At 47.8% G+C, this 18,834-nt stretch carries 17 protein-coding genes; 8 read left to right on the forward strand and 9 right to left on the reverse strand.

The genetic code is table 11. The features are described from left to right. The first annotated feature begins 123 nt into the window (after window positions 1-123). Both B3N34_RS07135 and B3N34_RS07140 read left to right on the forward strand, forming a co-directional pair. Window positions 124-1,497: an MFS transporter gene (locus tag B3N34_RS07135; protein WP_286976390.1), complete on the forward strand. Its 1,374-nt coding sequence runs from the start codon at window positions 124-126 to the stop codon at window positions 1,495-1,497. A gap of 135 nt (window positions 1,498-1,632) precedes the next feature. Beyond that, entirely contained in the window at window positions 1,633-3,279 is a 1,647-nt protein-coding gene (locus B3N34_RS07140; RefSeq protein ID WP_286976243.1) for a M20/M25/M40 family metallo-hydrolase, read from the forward strand. Window positions 3,280-3,698: 419 nt separating this feature from the next. Here the strand turns inward: B3N34_RS07140 and B3N34_RS07145 are convergent, their stop codons facing one another. From B3N34_RS07145 to B3N34_RS07155, 3 genes are all read right to left on the reverse strand, one after another. Then, on the reverse strand, window positions 3,699-5,138 hold the full coding sequence (locus B3N34_RS07145) for an alanine/glycine:cation symporter family protein (RefSeq protein WP_286976244.1): 1,440 nt from the start codon (window positions 5,136-5,138) through the stop codon (window positions 3,699-3,701). 65 nt (window positions 5,139-5,203) lie between these two features. Further along, on the reverse strand, window positions 5,204-6,082 hold the full coding sequence (locus B3N34_RS07150; RefSeq protein WP_286976246.1) for a dimethylarginine dimethylaminohydrolase family protein: 879 nt from the start codon (window positions 6,080-6,082) through the stop codon (window positions 5,204-5,206). A 20-nt stretch (window positions 6,083-6,102) separates the two neighbouring features. Continuing rightward, window positions 6,103-6,981 (reverse strand): dimethylarginine dimethylaminohydrolase family protein, encoded by an 879-nt coding sequence (locus B3N34_RS07155; protein WP_286976249.1) that lies wholly within the window; start codon window positions 6,979-6,981, stop codon window positions 6,103-6,105. 165 nt (window positions 6,982-7,146) lie between these two features. Between B3N34_RS07155 and B3N34_RS07160 the strand changes: the two genes are divergently transcribed. The 3 genes from B3N34_RS07160 to hydA all read left to right on the forward strand — a co-directional run bounded on the left by B3N34_RS07160 (window position 7,147) and on the right by hydA (window position 10,099). Beyond that, on the forward strand, window positions 7,147-7,623 hold the full coding sequence (locus B3N34_RS07160) for an Lrp/AsnC family transcriptional regulator (protein WP_286976252.1): 477 nt from the start codon (window positions 7,147-7,149) through the stop codon (window positions 7,621-7,623). 275 nt (window positions 7,624-7,898) lie between these two features. Next, on the forward strand, window positions 7,899-8,573 hold the full coding sequence (locus B3N34_RS07165) for an isochorismatase family protein (RefSeq protein ID WP_286976254.1): 675 nt from the start codon (window positions 7,899-7,901) through the stop codon (window positions 8,571-8,573). Between the two features lie 125 nt (window positions 8,574-8,698). Beyond that, a complete protein-coding gene (gene hydA, locus B3N34_RS07170) occupies window positions 8,699-10,099 on the forward strand; it encodes a dihydropyrimidinase (protein ID WP_286976256.1) in 1,401 nt (466 codons plus the stop codon). A gap of 64 nt (window positions 10,100-10,163) precedes the next feature. Here hydA and B3N34_RS07175 read toward each other — a convergent pair whose 3' ends face one another. Then, window positions 10,164-11,699 carry a hypothetical protein gene (locus B3N34_RS07175; protein ID WP_286976259.1) on the reverse strand — a complete coding sequence of 512 codons (1,536 nt, stop codon included), beginning with the start codon at window positions 11,697-11,699 and terminating at the stop codon, window positions 10,164-10,166. Between the two features lie 198 nt (window positions 11,700-11,897). Next, window positions 11,898-13,094, reverse strand: a complete 1,197-nt coding sequence (locus B3N34_RS07180; protein ID WP_286976261.1) for a CdaR family transcriptional regulator — start codon at window positions 13,092-13,094, stop codon at window positions 11,898-11,900. A 156-nt stretch (window positions 13,095-13,250) separates the two neighbouring features. Here B3N34_RS07180 and B3N34_RS07185 point away from each other — a divergent pair, with 156 nt between their 5' ends. Both B3N34_RS07185 and B3N34_RS07190 read left to right on the forward strand, forming a co-directional pair. After that, the gene (locus B3N34_RS07185) at window positions 13,251-14,534 is read left to right on the forward strand and encodes a glycine/sarcosine/betaine reductase component B subunit (protein ID WP_286976264.1); all 1,284 of its coding nucleotides are present in this window, start codon (window positions 13,251-13,253) and stop codon (window positions 14,532-14,534) included. A gap of 12 nt (window positions 14,535-14,546) precedes the next feature. Next, the gene (locus B3N34_RS07190) at window positions 14,547-15,857 is read left to right on the forward strand and encodes a glycine/betaine/sarcosine/D-proline family reductase selenoprotein B (protein WP_286976266.1); all 1,311 of its coding nucleotides are present in this window, start codon (window positions 14,547-14,549) and stop codon (window positions 15,855-15,857) included. A gap of 29 nt (window positions 15,858-15,886) precedes the next feature. Here the strand turns inward: B3N34_RS07190 and B3N34_RS07195 are convergent, their stop codons facing one another. From B3N34_RS07195 to B3N34_RS07210, 4 genes are all read right to left on the reverse strand, one after another. Continuing rightward, window positions 15,887-16,354, reverse strand: coding sequence for a hypothetical protein (locus tag B3N34_RS07195; RefSeq protein ID WP_286976268.1), 468 nt, complete (start codon window positions 16,352-16,354; stop codon window positions 15,887-15,889). Beyond that, window positions 16,347-16,709 carry a nucleotidyltransferase family protein gene (locus B3N34_RS07200; RefSeq protein WP_286976271.1) on the reverse strand — a complete coding sequence of 121 codons (363 nt, stop codon included), beginning with the start codon at window positions 16,707-16,709 and terminating at the stop codon, window positions 16,347-16,349. The genes B3N34_RS07195 and B3N34_RS07200 overlap by 8 nt, the downstream gene beginning before the upstream one ends. 153 nt (window positions 16,710-16,862) lie before the next feature. After that, window positions 16,863-17,276, reverse strand: a complete 414-nt coding sequence (locus B3N34_RS07205; RefSeq protein WP_286976273.1) for a putative toxin-antitoxin system toxin component, PIN family — start codon at window positions 17,274-17,276, stop codon at window positions 16,863-16,865. Further along, entirely contained in the window at window positions 17,276-17,551 is a 276-nt protein-coding gene (locus B3N34_RS07210) for a type II toxin-antitoxin system Phd/YefM family antitoxin (RefSeq protein WP_286976275.1), read from the reverse strand. The genes B3N34_RS07205 and B3N34_RS07210 overlap by 1 nt, the downstream gene beginning before the upstream one ends. Before the next feature lie 394 nt (window positions 17,552-17,945). Between B3N34_RS07210 and B3N34_RS07215 the strand changes: the two genes are divergently transcribed. Beyond that, window positions 17,946-18,764, forward strand: a complete 819-nt coding sequence (locus tag B3N34_RS07215; RefSeq protein WP_286976278.1) for a ZIP family metal transporter — start codon at window positions 17,946-17,948, stop codon at window positions 18,762-18,764. Window positions 18,765-18,834: the final 70 nt, after the last annotated feature.

The following is an 18,834-nucleotide window of genomic DNA, read 5'->3' on the forward strand; positions in this document are numbered from 1 at the left end:
TATAGGACGCTTTTTGTAATATTTTTGTTATAATAGTAAAAGTTGCGTAACCGCCTTAAATGGCTTTCGGCCAAAAGGGGCGGTTTGCTTTTTTATCAACGGAGGCGTGTCGAATTGAACTACATGATATTTGCGACGGTAAGCGTGGCTTTGATGCTTTCTTCGATCAGCGCTACGTCCATCGCCGTGGCTTTTCCCATAATTACGTCCTATTTCATGGTGCCATTGACCATAGCCGGCTGGATCATAAGCGTTTACCAACTGGGCTTTACCGTTACGATGCCCATAATCGGCAAGGTAAGCGACGTGTTCAGCAGAAAGTCTACCTTTATAGTTTGTCTGGTGCTGTTCATCGTCTCTTCGGCGATGTGCGCTGTTGCCAAAAACATCGAGATGTTGATATTTTTCCGCCTGCTGCAGGCCTTTGGCGGAGGTGGATTCATGCCCTCGGCCGTGGGCATCATATCCGAAGTCTTTCCTGAGTCGAGGCAAAAGATGATCGGGCTGTTTAGCAGCATCTTTCCGATAGGCCAGATCATTGGGCCAAACGTGGGCGGATGGCTGGTCGATTCCTTCGGATGGAGGTCCGTGTTTTTAATCAATATACCCATAGGGCTGTTTGCCCTGGCCTTGTCCGTTTTTTTGCTTCCTGCAGGCGAGCGAAAAAGGGGCAGTATAGACTTCTTTGGGGCAGGGTTGTTGGGAATGTCCCTTGCAATGCTGATGCTGGGGCTGACGTTTTTGGGCTACGGCTCGGCGGCACAGTGGGCATGGCCGTCCTTTGTGGCATCCCTTGTCCTTGCCGTCCTGCTTTTAAGGCATGAACATAAGGTTTCAGATCCCATCCTGGACCTCGATATCCTTAAAAGAAAGCCCTTCGTGGCAGCCAATTTGTACAACCTGATCTACGGCGGTGCCGTGGTGGGCGTGCTGTCACTTATTCCTATGTTTGCTACGGCGAATTATGGCATGACGCCCTCAGAGTGCGGCCTGCTTCTTACGCCCAGATCGGTGGGCATGATAATAGCCTCGGTACTGACAAGCATCTACATAATGAAGTGGGGCTATCGCTGGCCGCTTATTATAGGCAACACCGCGACCGTCGTGGGGCTTTATTTTCTGGGCCTGGAGCCTGCAAGTGTCCTCTTTTTGTACCTCATCATGTTTCTGTTGGGCGCGGGTGTGGGGGTGTTGTCGCCGACGGCAAATAACGCCTGCATAGAGCTTCTTCCAGAGAGGGCTGCTACCATAACGGGCATAAGGGGCATGTTTCGACAAATGGGCGGCGCCCTTAGCGTTACCATAGCTACGCTCATCGTCCAAACCGTCGGTGACCCCTCCCGGGGCTTTACCATCGTGTTTTTTGGCCTTGCCATTGCCTTCATTGCGGCCATGCCCTTGATCTTCATGATGCCAAGCAGGCCAAGCATAGGCGTCGAACAAAGCGAATGTTCCTTAAAGCGTCTGAAACCGACTGCGAAAGAACGTGTTCAATGACAATACATACAAAAGATTTTCACACCGCCGATGCAAGGCCTGCGAGAAATGCAGCCTCTAAACTTGTGGCTTCAAGTGAAAGCGGCCTTTAACTAAAGTGAGGCTGACTTTACATGCAAAGGGGATGCTACATCAATGTCTGTGGAAGATCGCATATACGAAGAGCTGATAAAGCTTGTTCGCATTCCAAGCGTCACGGGTTCTGACGGTGAAGTCGAAATCGCAAGGTACATATATGATAGCCTGAAGAAAGAACGCTACTTCATGGAACATCCAGGCCACTTAAATTTTGTGCCCGGCCCTGACGGCCATCGCCATTCGGTTGTTGCCTTGGTTCGCTCTTTTTTGAATGTGCCCGATACCGTCCTTTTCATCGGACATTTAGACGTGGTAGGAGCAGATGTGTACGGAGATTTGGCGGACAAGGCCTTTGACCCTGAAGCCTTGATGCAGTTTATGGCGAGCCGACCCATGGACGGGCAGGCAAGGGCCGACCTTGAAAGCGGCAACTGGATCTTTGGACGGGGCGTCATGGACATGAAATGCGGCGTGGCCCTGGAACTTGATTTGCTCAAAGAATTTGCCCGTGATCCTTCGCTTTTTGGCGTAAACGTCGTCGTTGATTTGGTTTTCGACGAGGAAGGTTCAAGCCAGGGGATGATATCGTCCTTGCCCTTTTTGGCGGATTTGGCCGAGCAGGAAGGGTTGCACTTTATCGGCGCCATAAACACCGAGCCGACGGATGCAGGCCTTCCCGGTGCCCCAGGGCCCGGATATTTTTTAAGCACCATGGGAAAGGCCCTGGTAATGACCTACGTCATAGGGAAAGAAGCACATGGGGGCAGCTATTTTGAAGGCCTAAGCGCGTTGCTTTTGCAGGACTTCATCGACCTGGAGATTGAAGCCCGTCCCGAGATTTGCGACGTCCTTGGTGCAAGTGTTACCTTGCCGCCCTTTGCGCTCAACCGACAATGCCGGCAAAAGGAAGTGTACTCGGTTTCCATTCCCCACCTTAGCATGGCCTACTTCAATGTCTTTACTGTAACTCGAACGCCCGGTGACGTGCTTGAGCTCTTTAAGGAGGCTGCAGCCAGGGGTGCAAAAAGGGCCTTAGACTACATCGACGCTTCCTATAAGGAAATGAAGAATTTTGGCTACGCTGGAGCGGCACGGGAAAGAAGCGACGTTTCGATAATTGACTTTGCGGAGCTTCGCCGTCAGGCGGCCCGCAACTACCCCGGCGACTTTGAAAGGGCAGAACGCGAGATGGCCTTAAAGCTCAAATCATCAGGCAAGGACTTAAGGGAACAAGGCATTGCCTTAGTCGAGTGGGAGATGTCCTGGCGCGACAAAAAAGAGCCTGCCGTCATAATCGGGTTTCTGCCGCCGTTTATGCCCCATCGATCAAGTTACGGCCGGACAGAGGTGGGACTGCGCTTTAATCGTGCTGTCGAGGCTACGGTATCTTACGCCGAAAACGTCTTTGGCAGGCGTTTGATGGAGTATCCCGCCTTTGGAGGTTTGTGTGATTTAAGCTACATAGGTTGCGAGATAGATGAAGGCGAAAGGCAGACCTTGAAGGAAAACACCCCCGGTTGGGGCATTATATACGACCTCCCCTTTGATCTGATGGAAAAGCTTAACATGCCCATAATAAACCTGGGGCCGCTGGGAAGGGGAGCGCATACGTGGCTTGAAAGGCTGGAGCGGGATTACGCCCTGGGCGAGCTACCTCAGCTGCTGCGACAGTTTCTAAGGGAGCTGGCACGGGAAGATCATTGAAAAATTTATCTGACCCTTAAGTTCTTAAGTTTCATAATGTTAAACGAACATTGATCTGCGATTCCTCGGTGTTGATTGCGTTGAGCTGGGGGTTGTTAGCCAAGGAAAGACTATAACTATAGAGGAAGCTCAAGCGAATTTAAAGTAAGCTGTGGAGTTATATATAGAAAGCTTTGGGTGTGAGAATTTACCAGAAAGTGGCTGTGAAGTGATACTATATCCCTTTGAAGTTGCTATAGGTGAACAAACTGCCGGTTCTGTCTGGAGAGGAGTCAATTAAAGCTATTCAAAAGGCTGGTTTTACAATAGTTCATCAATGGGGAAGCCAGGTAAGTTTTCAAATTATCCCCTTATCCTCCTTGCAAAATCCGCCCTTTCACATGCACTTGGAAAGGGCGGATTCCTTTTATTAATTTTGGCTATTCCTCATAAAATACTTTGAAATTAGGGTCGACCTCTCCAATGTTCATGTATCTGGCGCGGTAGTCCCTCAAGAGAGAAAGGAACTTCGGTGTCAATAACAAAATTGCAAAAAGATTGATGAAAATTGGAACCCCCATGGAGACATCGATAAACATCCACACCTTATAAGTGGGAAGCCCGTAAACATAAGCATATAACACAAGCAGGAATCCCGGTAGAGGGTAAATGATCTTATTGGCCTTTAAAATAGTTCCTAAATGAGGAAAATGTGCGCCTACTATATAAGTAAAAAGCGTTTCAAATTGCGCAAAAAGAGCCGCTGAAGTTGTCAGTCCAAACAAGAAAATACCTGTGACTAATATGACTGCTCCAAGCTTTCCAAACCCCGTAGAAAAGGCGCTCAAAGTCAAAGTAGCCCCCTCCAAACCAGATGTCCAGACACCTGAATTGATAATCATCAATGCCGTGACTGAGCAAATTATTATCGTGTCGACAAATACCTCAAAAATTCCCATAATTCCCTGTTTAATCGGGTGATTAACCATGGCCGTAGCATGAATCATGGGAGAAGAACCCCATCCCGCCTCATTGCTAAATACTGCTCTAGACATACCAACCTGTATCATCTTTGAAAACGCAGCACCCGTAAACCCACCTATAGCAGCTGTCCCGGTAAAGGCGCTTTCAAAGATCATTTTAAAAGTGTTGGGGATCATTTCTGCGTCTTTAAATATAACAAAAAGCCCGGTCCCAATGTAGAAAACACACATAAAAGGAACAATCATAGATGCAATCTTTCCTAACCCCTTTATTCCACCCCATATGTTAGCATAAAGGAGTACTAGGAAAATAATACTTACAATAAGTATATTAATGTTATATGTTCCAGCAACTGCCTCAGAAACTGTGTAATTTTGTATGTTAAAGATGTAACCAACGAAAAAACCGACCAGAAAAAGAAAGCTCATCACCTTCGCAAGTTTTTTCCACCCTCTCTCTTCACCGATACCGCGACTAATGTAATATGTAGGACCTCCATATGTAGCATCTTTGCCAATGTGAGTTCGATAATGGAGGGCCAAGCTAACTTCAACCATCTTAATGATCTGTCCAAAAATGGCTTCCAGCCACATCCAAAAAACTGCTCCTGGGCCACCTACCGCTATAGCCGTTGCTACACCACCAATATTTCCAACGCCAACTGAATTCCCAACTACAACGCTTATTGCCTGATAGGCTGTTAGCATTCCTGGGCCTTTTTCAACATCTTTTGAAAATATTTGCCCAATCGTGCTTTTTATGACATACCCAAAATGCCTGAATTGAAAGAATCCAGAGACCACCGTGAAGAAGACACCTGTTCCAAGGATTAAAACGATTAATGGCGTCCCCCACATCCAGTCGACGAGTTGCTCTACAATATTAAATAGCCACATTCCTTCATTCTCCTCCTCTTCATAGCGACTACCTTAGAAGTCGTGTATTTTCGACAGCTATGCAACTACCAACTTCTCGATAAAGGTCTAGTAAGACAAGTCGGGCCTCCTGTGCCGCAAAGGGAAATATTGTCTCCGGGATATTCATAAACTTCAGCGCCATAGCGCCTCAACTCAGATGAAACGGTTGCATTTCCTTCAAGAAGAACACATATTCGTGGAGCTAACGTTAAAACGTTACATCCGAGGGTCTTATACTCCTCCTCCGGAACTTCAATAAGCGAATAGCCCCGTTCAAGCAAGTACTGACGCAATCGCACCGGCATCAGTGGCGAATATACGACAGCCAAATCCTTGTCTATAAGGCTGACTATCGACATTAGATGGAGGCATTCCTCTGGGCCTCTGTCGTGCGGCAAATCAAAGATCATGTGGTTTTCAACAAAATTCGTAAGCGAGATAAATTGCCAGATGCCCTCGTCATTAGTACGATATCCCTTTCCCAGGGCTACTGTATTCTCGTCCAGCCACAGCACGTCGCCACCTTCCATCTTTCCCTGTTCAGCTATCGCACCATAAATCGGAATGTTAAGGTTTTCTAAATAAGCCTGTATAGCCGCGGGCTCTTTTCTACGCAAGGCTTTGCTCATGTTCATTAGGATCGCACCATTCTTGGTAATCTGCACTGGGTCGTGAGTATAAATAGAATCCAATTCCGTTTCTTCGTATGAGGGAAGGTAAAAGATGTCGTCAACAAACCGTCTCAGCATTGACTCAAAGTATCCATATTCCTCCAACGCCTTGTCAAAGCTGGGACAGCCAAGATAACCGAAACGTTTCCACTCTGCATTGAGATGCTCCTGCGAAAGAAAAGCAACGCGAGGATGTTTTAGGAGCACCGATCGAAGCGGTGCGATCATAGATTGACAACCAAATGACACCATGACGATCTATCTCCTTTTAATTAATACTGCCTGAGCAAAGGGCGTGTGAGGCAAGTAGGTCCGCCGCCGCCTTTCCAGCATATCTCCGTGCCAGGAAATTCCAAAACTTCTAGGCCCGCCTTTCTCATTCGATCCCTCGTGATGGGGTTGCCCTTGATCATGAGAACTAATCCCGGCTCTAATGCAAGGACATTACAGGCCATGGTGTCATATTCTTCATCGGGAACTTCGATCAAGGTAAAACCCCGACGGATCAGTTCCTTGCGGAAAGTAACGGGCATTTGTTTCGAATAGACAACGGCCTTCCTGTGATCTACGGGGCTTATGAAGGACATTAAATGGAGACATTCCGCCGGCCCATTCCAATGGGGAATCGGATAATCTAAAACGGTAAATTTTCCTTGGGCAAACTGTTTAAGCTGCAAGATCCCTTCGGAATTTGTCCTATAACTGATCCCTACAGCAAGGGTTTCCGGGTCAAGCCAGGCCATGTCGCCACCTTCCATTGTGCCCTCTCCTTGAATCCATCCAAGAATCGGAAGGCCAATTTCATCGAAAAATCTGCCTGCGGCAGCTGCTTCACCGGAACGCTGCGGTTTTCCCATGTTGAAAAGAATGGCTCCCTCATCGGTAATCATGCAGCTATCCCTTGTGTATATGGAATCGGGGCCGGTAGCGTCGTCGACAGGAAGAGTAAATACCTCTTTGACATGGCTTTTGATTATCTCAAAAAAACAAGCGTATTCTTCAATAGCTCTGGAGAAGTCAATAGGCCCCGTATATCCAAGGTCTTTCCAATTGGCATCCAGCGTTACCTGATCGCGGTATGCCTCTTGGGGCTTTTTTACAAGTACCTTTTCAAGCTTTCCAACTTCAGACTGTGCCCCCCATGATCTCACAAAAATTCCTCCTTTTTTAGTGATAGCATTATTGTTTATAATCACATATACATGATAAATTGGATCTGTGCCATGACATATGTAACACAATGCTAAAAAATATGTTATATTTATGTAGAAGCATCAACAGAATATAAATATATGTTAATATATCGGAGGAAAAATATGACAAACGTTAAGAAAAAAGTAATCATTGACGAAATTGACAAGAAAATATTGGATGAATTGCAACAGAACGGAAGAGTTTCTTTTAGAGAATTGGCCAAAAGAGTAGGGCTCTCAGCGCCATCTGTGATAGAGAGGGTAAGAAAGCTGGAGGATGCAGGGATAATAATGGGATACGGCGCCTTTGTTGATCATAAAAAAGTCGGCTATCCGATAAAAGCGCTTGCATATATGTATACCAGTTTTAATAACCCGGATTTACGTATTTTAGGAGAGATAAGCGCAATACCAGAAGTATTACGTTATTGGAGCATAACCGGTGAAAACGATTATTGCATCGAGATTATTGCCAGGTCTATCGAGGATCTTGGTCGCATTTTGACTGATCTCGCAAAACTTGGCAAGCTCTCAACCTGCGTAGCCCTTAGCTGGGAAGATAAAAGAATCATTCCAATAAATGTCAATGACTTAGACTAGGGTTAACGTGAAAACAACACCATATGCAAGGCCTGCCGCAAGGTGTATTTATCTGCTACTGTTTTGTTGTGAGCTGTCCCAACCCGAAGGGATACAAAATTTCATCTACCTGCAATAAATTTATAGAATCAAGGAAATGTCATCAAGTTTGCGTGTCTTGCCCTGCTGTCCATTTATTGTCAATGTACTATGGTTGACATATGACGATGGAACGCTTTACATCCATCATATAATCAGATACCATGAAATTACAAAATTTAAGGAGGTAGGGAATTATGCAAGAAGTTCAGTTTGACCCCAAGGTATTGGAGGCAGCTTTTGAGGAAGCCAGGAGGATTTACAAAGAAAGAGGTTTCCAACGCAGGATGGGATTTGGAAAGAAATTGGCGATCATTAATGTAGACTTGGCGAACGCATGGACAAGGCCGGGACATCCTTTCTCCTGCGATGCCGATTCTGCGGTAGAGGCAACAGCCAGATTGCTTGATGCAGCTCGCGCTTGCAAACAGAAAATACTGATTTGGTTCTCCTGTACAGCCTTTAATGAAAACGGGCTGGAGGACAACGGTCGATGGGAGGAAAAAATACCTTTAAGCACATTACATATTGGAAGCGAGTGGGCAGAGATCGATTCTCGCCTGAAAGTGCAGCCCAATGAAACGGTATTCTATAAAAAGATGGCAAGTTGTTTTGCCGGGACGCCGCTAAACTACCAGCTCAGATCGCGCGACATAGATACAGTAATAGTGACCGGTGCCACTGCCTGCGCATGCGTAAGGCACACCGTCATGGATGCCGTTGCACTCGGCTATAAGGTAATCGTCCCCGCCGAAACTATAGCCGACCGCATCCCGGGGGCGATTCAGTGGAACCTTTTCGATATGGACGCTAAATTTGCTGACGTTATGCCGGTAGACGAGGTCATAGCCTATATAAACAACCTGAAATAAGGATATCTTCAGCATGTCAACTCTATGGGTGCTCAAGTGATTAGCTGATTTTTAGAGAACCCATCGAGGTATTCGAACGCTGGTTCTCTGGCAGGACCGGCGTTTTTTAAAAGAGGGGGAGAAAGATGAGCTTACTAATTAAAAATGGCACAATTGTCACGGCGTCAAATGAGTTTGTCGGTGACGTTTACGTAAAAGGAGAGAAGATCGAGGCTATCGGGATTGACCTTAACATGCAGGCTGACAATGTCATTGACGCCACGGGGAAGTACGTTTTCCCGGGAGGGGTCGACGAACATGTGCACTACGGCTCCTTTGGTGCGCTGCTTTTTGAGACCTCCCATGCGGCGGGTGTGGGTGGTACCACGACCATCGTAGATTTTGCGCCTCAGGATCAAGGGGTGCCACTTTTGGAGGCAATTAGCATGCAGGCCTCTAAGGCGGAGAACGTCGCTTCCGTAGATTACGCCTTTCATGGCATCATAATGGACCCGAAGGACAGCGTATTTGACGAAATAGAACATCTTCCGGAAGTTGGCGTTTCGTCCCTCAAGTTGTTCATGGCCTACAAGGGGACCAGCTTCTACAGCGATGACGAATCCATTCTCAAGGCGATGATGAAGGCAAAAGACGTCGGTGTCACGATGATGGTACACGCAGAAAACGCTGACATCATCAACGTCTTGCAGAAATATTATCTCGATCAGGGAAAGACCGATCCCGTGTATCATTATTATTCCAGGCCACCCATCGCCGAGGAAGAAGCGACGAACCGGGCAATTGCCCTGGCAAAGGTGGCCGACTGCCCGCTTTTCGTCGTCCACGTAAGCGTGAAGGGAGCTATGGAATCGATTAGAAGTGCCTACGAAGGCGGGTTCCCGGTTTACGGTGAGACTTGCACTCACTACCTTACGCTAACGACGGATTACCTCGCAAAGCCCAACTTTGAGGGCGCAAAGTACGTTTGCTCGCCCCCGTTGCGACCCCAGGAACATTTGGATGCGCTTTGGGAGGCCGTTCAAAAGGGCTGGCTGGTTTCGGTTGGGTCAGATCATTGTGCATTGGTCGGAGGGTATGAAATAACCAAGAAGAAGGGCTTGGGCAACTTTGCAAAGATACCTAATGGGTGTCCGGGTGTCCAGGATCGCATGGTTATGCTCTGGACTTACGGGGTATGCGAGGGGAAGATCACAAGACAGAGGTTTGTCGATCTATTTGCGACAACTCCAGCCAAGGTAGTGGGACTTTATCCTCAAAAGGGGCAGATAGCAGTTGGTTCCGACGCCGACATCGTAATATTTGATCCCAACTTCAAGGGGACCATTACCAACGCCGAAAGCTATCATGGGATTGATTACAGTCCCTTTGAAGGCTTCCCGATCAAAGGCAGGCCGGAGCAGGTATTCTTGCGCGGAAAGTTGATCGCTAAAGAGGGAAAATTTGTCGCCGAAAAGGGTAAAGGACGAAGACTGACCTGCAAACCTTACGCTTTATGCTATACCTACTATCATAAAGATGATAAGTAGAAGATATAGATGCATATCGATGGCCGTAAAAAATTTTAGGGAGCCTTTAAAGGCCCCCTAAAATTTATGCGTGCAGGTTTTCAGGGATGATAGGGCTATCGTTAGGTGATTTTTCGAGGTCCTCCGCCCATTTCAGCAAAAAAGCCTCGACGTCCTCCTTCTTTTTATATGCAAAGGGATTTTTTCTCCACATCTTTTCTAATACAGTTGAGGTCGCGTTCACTATCGTGTTTTCATCGCAGAAACGCATGCCCTCTTCGTCCATTTGGACCAGCCAGTTATTCTTCTTGCACCATAGGTTCATATTCGTGTCGATTATGTTGTTTTCCTTCAAGGTCAAGCCAATTTTTAAATTTGGAAATTTTCTCATCCTCTCGACGTCGCAGCGAATTCCTCGGGCTATCTGCTTCCTGCTGACTATTACATCCCGGCCTGCAAGCAGCGAAAGGCTGCAGCTTATGAAGGGTCCGACGAACATCTTTCTATACATCTCATCCAATTGAAATAGTACTTTAATCTCGGTTTCGCCATCACACCGAGAAAGGTAATCATTCATGAGGGCCGTGAGCAGTTTATTTGCCTTCATGCAGTACCTTATTTTTTCGTCGATGACGTTATTTTCAAGGAGAACTCCTTTTATAATTTCTGGATCTGTAAACGCAAAAGCAGGTGCAGGAAGATAAACGTATATGGTTTCGTTTCTTCCCGGTTGAGGGCGTACAACGCCGAAGAGTTTCAAAGTATCCTTAGGTTCGATGTCGACGAACATGTTCTTGCAGCTTTTCAACACCATCTCTACCACGTTTTTATGTTGCATGATGGAATGGGGATCTGTGAACACCATGGTGCTCGATTGCTGTGGATCCATCGACATGCCCATGACAGAGGCGGCATGTTCTAGGATGAAGAAGGAAAACCAGTACACGTTCTCATCGTAAAATTCGTGGTAAAACCACTGCGCATTTCGGTGAAAGATGAGGGGGGAACAAAGCTCAAAGAAGCGCAGGACTTCGTCCTTATGAAGCATGAAGTGAATGATGAACTTAGCCTTGAACCCGCGCCTCAGCAGGTTAAGCATTCTCTCCTTCCATCGTTCGGTGTATTCTTCATCCTCCAGCAGCCAGCGGTACTGTTCACAGTCTATGTATATGATGTTTCCTGGATCGCTTTGGACTTCTGCCATGTCAAGGAGGTTGGATATTGCCTGCCGCCGTCCCTCTCCTTTTTCATATAGGAAGGCTTTCACTTCGCGAACTGCTTTGTTTCCTATGAAGTCGTTGGAGGGGGTTGAGAAATTTTCATCGGCGATCATGTTTTGCAAGAAATATCGAAATTTCCCGGTGTCCTCGAAATCCTCCAGGGGGTACTGCTTCTTTAATGGGTCTTTTAGAATGTATCCTCCCTGACGGTCGTTTTCTTCGATCAAAAATTCAACGATCTCATCGAAAAAAATGGATTTTTTCGATATCCGGCGATCGCCGCTTTTCCATTTACTCACTAAGCTGGGATCCACGTGAAGGCGCTTTGCAATGGTGATCGTCGGAATGCCCAACTGTTCCAAGAGAAACCCGAAACCGGACAGCTTTCTTCTTTCCGTCATATTGGATCACCCAGTTATTATGTTGCTTAAACACGTGTGGACCATTTATGAAATGACAAATATATGAACAACATCATAGATATTAGTACACGACCATTATAAGATAATAAATGGCATAAAGCATTATATAATAGCACACAAAATAACCTTAAAAAGGCGCCTTCAATTGTGCATAACAACAACCAAGAATTTGCGAGGTCAGATACTGTATTGCCTGTCAATTGAGTATGGAGGGTCATCTGACCCCAATGATTTGAGGAAGATTGCCGTGGCAAGCTTCATGCTGTCTTTGAAGTTCCAGGGGGAAAGGCCGGTGATGGACTCTATCTTTTTGAGGCGATAAAGAAGTGTGTTTCGGTGCAGCGATAGGTTTTTAGCGGCTTCCTTCGTCTTGAATGAATAATCGCACCAGGCGCAAAAGGTCTCGATGAGCTGGTTAGAATCGGGGTGAGCTGTTAGTTTGCCGAGGACTTGCTCGACAAAGTCATTTTGTTTCTTTAAAGGGATGGACGCTAGGGCGCATTCCATGATGAAGTCGCTTGCAGAAAAGCAGTTCTCACCTTTTTGGCAAATCTTTTTGCCCAGGGTCAAGGCCTCTCTGGCCCTCCTGTAGGATTCGGCAAGCTCTCCGATGTCTTTAGCTGGTTGCCCGATGCCGATCGAGATGGCAATGCCTTCTTTGGAAAGCAAGCTCATGCATGAGCGACACAGTTCGAAGACGTAACGTTCAAATTTGTCGTCGTTAAGTTTGCGGTCGTTGACGAGGAATGCGCATGCAGAGAAGCTGTTTAAGGGGCAGAAGACGTTTTTGGGATGGTGAAAGGTCTCTTTTAAGCGGTCCAGCACACGGCGCATCGTGAATCCCACTTGTTCGCCCACGTAGGATTCAAGCTCTACGATCATCGCTATGCGGCACAGTTTAAGGTCGTAGCCAAGCTCTTCGCCCTGCAGCAAAATAAGCGTCTCGTTTCCGTACGCAGGATTGAAGGACGCTATACTTTCGGCCAAATCGCGTAACGCCTTTTCGCGAAGCATGTTCTGCTGCATGAGGGCCTGTTGCCGTAACATTATTTCAGCCTGCTTTTGCACGAGCAACCCGAACTTTTTGACCTCACCGGGGTCGCCTGCTATGGCGATGGACCCGACAACTTCTTCGACCAGTAAGATCGGCAGCGTGAATCCAGGTTTTACGCCGGACATCTTTGATGCCTCGGCTTCGGTGGTCACGAGGGGCTTCTTTGATTTCATTACCTCAAGCGAAGGGGTGTGGCAAACTCCGATTCGAGACACATCGTCGCACCCGATTATGACCCCCCTGTCATCGGTCACCAGGACTCCGTGGCCGATGATGTCGCTTACCGTGACGGCAATATCCTGTGCCACCTGATTTAACATTTAACACACCTCTATCTCAGAGACATGGCAAATGCATTATGCATCCGCCTTATATAAAAATAATTATAGCATATATATTTATGCCATCACCCAATGTTTTTTGAGCATCGCTATTTTACAATATCTTTAAGTCATTACGCGTGAGGAGGGCTTGTCATGCAGCTAAAGTTGCATAAGGTAAAGGTGCGCGACGTCCGTTGGGGCGACGTCACCAAGGTCCAAGAAGGAGTCTTGTACGTAGATAAGGCGTCCGCTTTAGAGGCGGTAAAAGACGACGCCTTCGCCAAGGTCGACCTTGAGCTTGCAAGACCTGGCGAAAGCATAAGGATAATCCCTGTCAAGGACTGCATCCAACCTAGGGTGAAGTTATCGGGCGGAAAGGAATACTTCCCTGGCTTTTGTGCCCCCTTACAAAGGGCAGGAGACGGGGCAACACTTGTGCTTGACGGCGCTGCGGTCGTGACCTGCGGGTCCATCGTGGCCTTCCAGGAGGGCTTCATCGACATGAGCGGCCAAGGAGCACGCTACACGCCTTTTTCTGAGACCAACAACGTAGTCCTCGTCGTAGAGCCAACCGACGGCCTGGATAAGCACAAATACGAAGCCGCCCTGCGTATCGCAGGATTAAAGCTTGCCACATACTTGGCCAAGGCATGCATGGACACAAAGGCAGACGAGGTGGCAACCTTCGAAAAAGGTTCGATCGCTGAAGAAAGCGCTAAATTCCCTGGCCTTCCAAAGATTCTTTACGTATGCATGTCCATAGCCCAAGGGCTGCTTCACGATACCTACGTCTACGGCACGGACGTAAAGATGAGCTTTCCCTTTTTACTTCACCCAAACGAAGTCTTAGACGGCGCCGTTGTGTCGGGAAACTGCGTTTCGGCCTGCGACAAAAACACGACCTATCACCACGTAAATAACCCCGTCGTGCGCGACCTGTACGAGCGCCACGGCAAGGACCTTAACTTCCTTGGCGTGGTGATCTCGCCGGAAAGCACCGTTTTGGCGGGAAAGGAAAGAAACGCCAGGATGAGCGCCGCGATAGGAGCAGATCTTGGCGCCAACGGGGCAGTCATTACCGAAGAAGGCTACGGCAACCCCGATACCGACCTTTGCCTTACGGCCAAATATTTCGAGGAAGCCGGCATCAGGACGGTCGTCATCTCAGACGAAGCAGCAGGCACGGACGGCAAAAGCCAGAGCTTGGCGGACGCGACGCCCGAGATGAATGCCTTTGTGTCGACGGGAAACGTCAACGAGATGATCGTCGTCCCTCCCATGCAAAAGGTGATAGGCGACCCTAAGGCAATAGCCCTGCTTTCGGGCGGTTCTGCCGAATCCTTGTGGGAAGACGGCTCCATGTACGTTGAGCTTCAGTCCGTCATCGGCTCAACGGTGGAAATTGGCTACAGCCAGGTCGGCTGCGAGTGGGTATAAGGGGGGAGTGCGATGTCTTACCGCGTTGTTTGCTACATAAACCAATTTTACGGAGGAAAGGGAGGAGAGGAAGTTGCCGATTTCAAGCCCGAGCTCGTCGAAGGTCCCGTGGGGCCGGGGCTTGAGCTTCAAAAGTTATTTGGCGACGAAGCGAGGGTAATAGGCACCATTATCTGCGGCGACGGCTACTACGCCGAACACATCGAAAAAGCCCGTGCCGAGTGTTTGAAGATCGTCGAAGATTTAAAACCAGACCTTTTCGTGGCGGGCCCTGCCTTCAACGCCGGTCGCTACGGTGTGGCCTGTGGCGACATATGTGCTGCCATCACGCAAAGCTTGGACATACCTTCCCTAACGGGTATGTTTCCCGAAAACCCGGGCGTTGAGCTGTACCGTGCCCAAACGTTCATCGTTAAAACCGAGGGCAGCGCCAGGGGCATGAAGCAGGCGTTGACGAGCATGGCGCGCCTTGGCCTTAAGCTGATAAAAGGCGAGCTGCTCGGCCCTGCATACGAAGAAGGCTACATCCACCGCGGCATACGCAAGAACTTCTTCAAGGATAAAAGAGGATCGCTTCGGGCCATCGACATACTGCTTCAAAAAATCGCAGGGCAAGAATTTCGTACGGAATACGAGATGCCCACCTTTAAAAAGATCCCTCCAGCGCCTCCGATCAAGGACATTAAACATGCAACCATAGCCTTGGTCACCTCTGGCGGGATCGTGCCTAGGGGCAACCCCGACAGGCTTCGCGTTTCCTCGGCCGAAAGTTATGCCAAATACGACATCTCGGGGCTGGATGACTTGACCCCCGACGAATTTGAGTCGATCCATGGAGGATACGACCGTATGTGGGCAAACTTAGACCCCGACGTGGTAGTGCCCTTAGACGTCATGAGGGAGCTTGAAAGGGAAGGGGTGTTTGGCAAACTTCATCCTTATTTATACACGACCACGGGAACGGGGACGTCCGTCGCGAACGCCGAGCGCTTTGGCCAAGAGATAGGCCGCGAACTGAAAGAAGCGGGTGTGGACGGCGTAATTTTGACCTCCACCTGAGGGACGTGCACACGATGCGGCGCATCGATGACGAGGGAAATAGAAAGGGTGGCACAAATCCCAGTTGCCCAGATAGCGACGATAGTGCCCATAATGCTTACCGTGGGGGCCAATCGGATCGTGCCGGGCGTTGCCATACCTCATCCCGTGGGCAACCCCGAGGCAGGCCCCGAGGAGGACAAAAAGACGAGAAGAAAACTCGTGCTTCGGGCTTTAAAGGCCCTCCAGGCAGATATATCCGAACAGACAATATTTGAATCCTAGCCCTGTGGGGGCTACTTTAAAGGGGGTCTTTATGTAATTGAATCCAAAAAAGATTCAAATTTAGCTATCTGTTCTTCCAATTCACAAATAATATCATCCAATCTTTCGACTAAAGGTTGACATTTATCCCATTTTAGCTCAAAACCGTATATATTCCGAAAAAGATGGCGAAAACGAAGGTATTCTTCGAGATCATTTTCTAATTTTTCATCAATTACTTGAGGTCGGATCCCTTCTATTGGAATTGTCATCCTTTTGAGCAGTTGAATATGCCAACCTTCGCCTGCAGGTAAGTCTTGGTCTATCTTTATTGCAATTTGGCTAAATATTTTTTCAACTCCAGTATAAAAGTCGTGAAGCAAACTGCCGACCGCACGCGTTCTTGCGATTGACCCCTCTTTTGTTGCTGTAAGTATGTCGTCTAATTCTTTGGCTAATCTTTTGAGGTTGCGTAATTCATGGTCGATATCCGCTTTTAGCGCAGCAAATCTAGTCATCAATAATTACCCCTTCTTTTAATATTCGACTCAAAAAAACAGGGTCGACATCTTCTAAAGGAATCAAATCCAACTCCAAGCCGGCGGGCAGTTCACGCCAAAGTTCGGCAAGAGCCTTAAAATAGAGGTGCGACGGAAGCCCTTCGACTGCGAGGTCAATATCGGATCTTTCGTGAAAATCCTCAGGATTGGCAAGAGAGCCGATCAGATAGACTCTGCGGACCCTGTATTTGTCGTAAAGTATGTGCGCACATTTGCGCGCAGCAATATAGGCTTCACGCATTCGTTTGCATCTGCTTTTTCTTTCGACCTCGAGCCTCTCAGTCCAACCTGCAGTAAATGTATCTGTATCCATTTTGATGTCTCCCTTAAACATCTTTCTTTAAAGACATTATAGCAATTATATTAACAATCATGGCAATGGGATGTCTTACCAGTGTGTCCGTGGGGGGCCTACCGTTCATTTAGTGGTTTTATAATGGTAGACTCGAAGTTACCGACCCCGAAGTTACAAAGTGTTTATAAATTCTTTTGCTGTTACGATCTTAATATCTTTGTATTCCTTCAATTTCAACAGATGATGATCTCCAGAAACGATGAACTTGCATTCGCCGGCTAAGGCACATTCTATGAAGATATTATCTTTAGGATCGTCTTCGATCAAGCAGATTTTTTCTTTCGGGTCTACCAATACTACATGCTCAAAGGATAGCATCATGTGAATTAGATTTAGCCTTTCTTCTGTAGTGCCCAGGGCCGAAAATTTATCTCTCACCATGACCTCGCAGTATTCTTGAATGATCTCACTGCTCACTGTAGGCTCAAAGTTCTTGGCAATCCAACTGTCGATTACATTGGCCGGATAACTTTCCCTGCTTATGAAACCTGAAAGTAGCACATTCGTATCTACTACAATGCGCATCACGAATTCCTTGTTTTTTCGATCTCTTCCTTTACATCTGCCTCGGTCAGTCCGGCCTTTGAGGCTCTGTCTCTGAATTTGTTGACCAACAGGGAAACTTCAAGCCGCTTTGCTTTTTCGGTCACTTCTTTTAATTCCCTGTATTTTGAATAACTGAGCAAAACGCCCTTTAACTTTGATCTTGATGAAATGACGAAGGTTTCGCCCTTTTCTGCCTCATCCAAATATTTGCCCAACTTTGGCCTTAATTCGTTTACGCCTATTACTTTTTCCATTGTTAGCACCTCCGTCGACTGCCAAATAAGGTAATCTTCAGCCTATATTATAACATGCCTGTTAACATTATTGTTTATTGTTTTCACAATATTTCCTTCAGGCATTCGATGCACCGCGGGTAATTTCCCCCTATCGACGGCTTGCGACCTCTATGAAATTGGTCATTATTCCATGGTCTCGTTCTTAGATCAAACGCCTGTGTTTTATCACGTTGAAGGGGAAAATAAAGTTTGTTATGTTCAACGGAACAATTTGAAAAGGATGGCCCCCTTAAACAAATTAAACAAATGCTGTCCTCGTTCTGCTTTAACTAAACCTTTTTTAAATTGGCTGGCCATGGTATATTTGTAACGTCAAACGAAACAGACTCTGCGAGAATGGGGGAGGATACCTGTGAACCTGGCTCAGGCTTTTGTCAACTTAAACCCTATTGTGCAGGCGTTATTGGCGACGCTTTTTACCTGGGGTGTTACGGCCCTTGGTGCTTCGGCGGTCTTTTTGACCAAAGAGGTGAGCAAAAAGCTGCTTGACAGCATGCTTGCCTTTGCCGGGGGCGTCATGATAGCGGCAAGCTACTGGTCTTTGCTTGCGCCTGCCATAGAGATGTCCGAAGGAAAGGACATTGCCTCGTGGGTTCCGCCTGCCGTGGGGTTTTTGGCCGGCGGAGTCTTCATGAGGGCCATCGACATGGTCCTTCCCCACCTTCACATAGGGTTGGAAAGGACCGATGCCGAGGGAATTCAGACATCGTGGCGGCGCAGCACCTTGCTGGTGCTTGCCATAACTCTTCATAACATCCCCGAAGGCCTGGCCGTCGGCGTCGCCTTTGGAGCGCTCGCCTACGGGCTGCCAACGGCGTCGCTGGCCGGAGCCGTATCTTTGGCGTTGGGCATCGGCCTTCAGAATTTCCCTGAGGGATTTGCCGTATCCATGCCCTTGCGCCGCGAGGGCGTTTCTCCCAGAAAATGCTTTATGATGGGTCAAATGTCGGCGGTGGTCGAACCCATCGCAGGCGTCATAGGCGCCTGGGCCGTCATGATCGCCCAGCCCATACTTCCCTACGCGCTTGCCTTTGCGGCGGGAGCGATGATATTCGTGGTGGTCGAAGAGGTCATCCCCGAAGCACAGCGCAGCGGTGAAACCAACATCACCACTATGGCCGCCATGCTTGGCTTTACCATAATGATGATTTTGGACGTGGCGCTGGGGTAGGTGTTAAAATAAAGTTTTATTTACGGTAAATGCTATAGGTTAAGTGAACAATTACGAAGTCCAAATTTTG

This window comes from Acetomicrobium sp. UBA5826, from assembly GCF_002433005.1.
GTDB lineage: Bacteria > Synergistota > Synergistia > Synergistales > Acetomicrobiaceae > Acetomicrobium.

Bases quoted from the DNA above. Each gene is read 5' to 3' on its own strand.
- B3N34_RS07135 (WP_286976390.1), top strand. From the start codon at position 124: ATGATATTTGCGACGGTAAGCGTGGCTTTGATGCTTTCTTCGATCAGC.
- B3N34_RS07140 (WP_286976243.1), top strand. From the start codon at position 1,633: ATGTCTGTGGAAGATCGCATATACGAAGAGCTGATAAAGCTTGTTCGC.
- B3N34_RS07145 (WP_286976244.1), bottom strand. From the start codon at position 5,138: ATGTGGCTATTTAATATTGTAGAGCAACTCGTCGACTGGATGTGGGGG.
- B3N34_RS07150 (WP_286976246.1), bottom strand. From the start codon at position 6,082: ATGGTGTCATTTGGTTGTCAATCTATGATCGCACCGCTTCGATCGGTG.
- B3N34_RS07160 (WP_286976252.1), top strand. From the start codon at position 7,147: ATGACAAACGTTAAGAAAAAAGTAATCATTGACGAAATTGACAAGAAA.
- B3N34_RS07165 (WP_286976254.1), top strand. From the start codon at position 7,899: ATGCAAGAAGTTCAGTTTGACCCCAAGGTATTGGAGGCAGCTTTTGAG.
- hydA (WP_286976256.1), top strand. From the start codon at position 8,699: ATGAGCTTACTAATTAAAAATGGCACAATTGTCACGGCGTCAAATGAG.
- B3N34_RS07175 (WP_286976259.1), bottom strand. From the start codon at position 11,699: ATGACGGAAAGAAGAAAGCTGTCCGGTTTCGGGTTTCTCTTGGAACAG.
- B3N34_RS07180 (WP_286976261.1), bottom strand. From the start codon at position 13,094: ATGTTAAATCAGGTGGCACAGGATATTGCCGTCACGGTAAGCGACATC.
- B3N34_RS07185 (WP_286976264.1), top strand. From the start codon at position 13,251: ATGCAGCTAAAGTTGCATAAGGTAAAGGTGCGCGACGTCCGTTGGGGC.
- B3N34_RS07195 (WP_286976268.1), bottom strand. From the start codon at position 16,354: ATGACTAGATTTGCTGCGCTAAAAGCGGATATCGACCATGAATTACGC.
- B3N34_RS07200 (WP_286976271.1), bottom strand. From the start codon at position 16,709: ATGGATACAGATACATTTACTGCAGGTTGGACTGAGAGGCTCGAGGTC.
- B3N34_RS07205 (WP_286976273.1), bottom strand. From the start codon at position 17,276: ATGCGCATTGTAGTAGATACGAATGTGCTACTTTCAGGTTTCATAAGC.
- B3N34_RS07210 (WP_286976275.1), bottom strand. From the start codon at position 17,551: ATGGAAAAAGTAATAGGCGTAAACGAATTAAGGCCAAAGTTGGGCAAA.